General features: G+C 57.6%; 2 protein-coding genes. Both read right to left on the bottom strand.

The genetic code is table 11. The features are described 5' to 3' along the window. A partial coding sequence (locus DEO48_RS00070; protein ID WP_109843944.1) for a phage tail tube protein occupies positions 1-252 on the bottom strand: 252 nt, incomplete at its 3' end. Positions 253-261: 9 nt separating this feature from the next. Next, positions 262-1752: a phage tail sheath subtilisin-like domain-containing protein gene (locus DEO48_RS00065; protein WP_109843943.1), complete on the bottom strand. Its 1491-nt coding sequence runs from the start codon at positions 1750-1752 to the stop codon at positions 262-264. Between the last annotated feature and the right edge of the window lie 70 nt (positions 1753-1822).

The raw sequence follows: 1822 nt of genomic DNA, 5'->3' as shown, positions 1-1822 counted from the left end.
GTTGGCAAGCTCCACCACCAGGGTGACGTTGGTCATGTTGTTGAAGTACGATACAGGGACCCCGCCGGTATCACGCACCTGGCAGGAGATGAACGGGGCGACAAAGGTCTCTTTCACCCCGTGAATACCGTCCATACCAATCAGGGTTTCGCGCTTTACGCGCCCTGAGAAGTATTTAAACTGGCCGCCGACCATAATGGTTGACCCGTCCACCGAGACATACGCGGTGCCGGCAAGTACATTTCCACTCATAGCTTCTCCTTACGCCGCCGGCTGCAGACGGAACTGGTTAATGAGTGCCACGATCCGCAACTGGTTAACCAGAATGCCATCCCACAGCACATCCACACGGTTAGGGTTGTCTTTGCTCTTCGTGACCAAAAGCCCGGCGGCAAACGCGTCACTGTCCTGCACGTACCCGTCAAACTCCAGCTGCGTGTACCGTGACATCAGCTCACCCTTGATGATTTTCGGTGTCACAATCGGTGCGCCGGCACGAAAACGCGTCCCGTCATCCACCAGTTTCATCCGGCCAAATTTCGAGGTGATCAGCGTTTTCAGGTCGCGAGTGACATACATCAGCGTGAACATCGTTTCGACCTCCAGATAGCTGTTATCCGGCGCGTCGTAGGCATTTTTCTGATAGGTCGTGATAAGGTTTTCCACCTGAATAGTGCCGTCATCCTGCACGGTATAGCTCGCAATGCCGCTGTGTAGCAGGTTGTTACGCTCAGGCTGGTCAAACCGCGAATTGACCGGGGGAGCCAGCACGCTGTAAACCGGCAGCGTCTGAACCGGACGACCCGGGTCGGTTCGCAGACTCGTCGCCACCGCGCCGGTGTAGGCCGCACTCCACAGATACGGCGGGGACGGTGAGTCATAAACCCCCATCAGGGATTCATGCTGGTTGTTACGCGCCTCGCCCTTCGCGGTCAGCTGGCCATAAGTGCCGGTTGCCGTGGCGAAAACATGCCCGTAAATCTGCTTCTGGTAGCTCCATCGTCCCGTGCTGTCATTCATGAACAGCTTCAGGGTATCGAGGCTTGTCGTGTCGCTGTACGGCAGGACAATAAAATCAAACGTCTTGTCCTTCAGGCTGGCAAGCCCGTCCGTCAAATCTGGCGTGCCTGCGCCGCCAGACATGGCTGTCAGCATTACCGTCATCCCTGCGGGAGTCAGCTCCCCGCCTGCTGTTCCCTGATAGTTGAGGCGCAGATCAATGGTGTTACCTGCATCACCTTTATTTTTGGCCGTCAGCGTTACGGTTGCCGTACCGGAGGCCACGACGCTTTCTGCCGTGACAGGCAATGCCGCCATGCCATTAATGGCGGCGGCAATATCCGCCCCGATAGTGGTGACCGTATCCGTGGTGATGACCGTCACCGACACCCGCGTCCCGGCGATATAGAGCGCCAGCACGCCGTTTGCAGTGGGAACCGAACTGATGGCAATACTGCCCGTCGCGTGCGCATCCCCGCCACCATCGGCCAGCGGCAGCAGATACACATCGCCGCCGGTGTCGTTGTCCATATAGACGCGGGCCATTTCGGCCAGCATTGAACCGGCACCCGCAAGCTCGATGGCCATCTGTGACGATCCACAGGGAACGGCTATATTTGCAGCAGCCGATCCCGTCTCCAGCCTCTGACCAATCAGCAGCGTGCGCTGCAGTGCCTGGGCGCTGTTTGCCTGGCTGTTGTCCATTGCCGACCAGAACAAAGGCGTGAGAATATTCGAATCAATTACGCTCATGCTTCAGGCTCCTTACCCGATGTGCCAGCGACTTTCTCAGACTGCTTACCGGGACTGGCTGAGGGTTTAC

Source organism: Enterobacter sp. CGMCC 5087 (genome assembly GCF_003144775.1).
GTDB classification, from domain to species: domain Bacteria; phylum Pseudomonadota; class Gammaproteobacteria; order Enterobacterales; family Enterobacteriaceae; genus Enterobacter; species Enterobacter cloacae_M.
Note: the sequence above shows the minus strand (reverse complement) of the source record. Positions and strands in the feature narration are given on the sequence as shown.

Bases quoted from the DNA above. Each gene is read 5' to 3' on its own strand.
- DEO48_RS00065 (WP_109843943.1), bottom strand. From the start codon at position 1,752: ATGAGCGTAATTGATTCGAATATTCTCACGCCTTTGTTCTGGTCGGCA.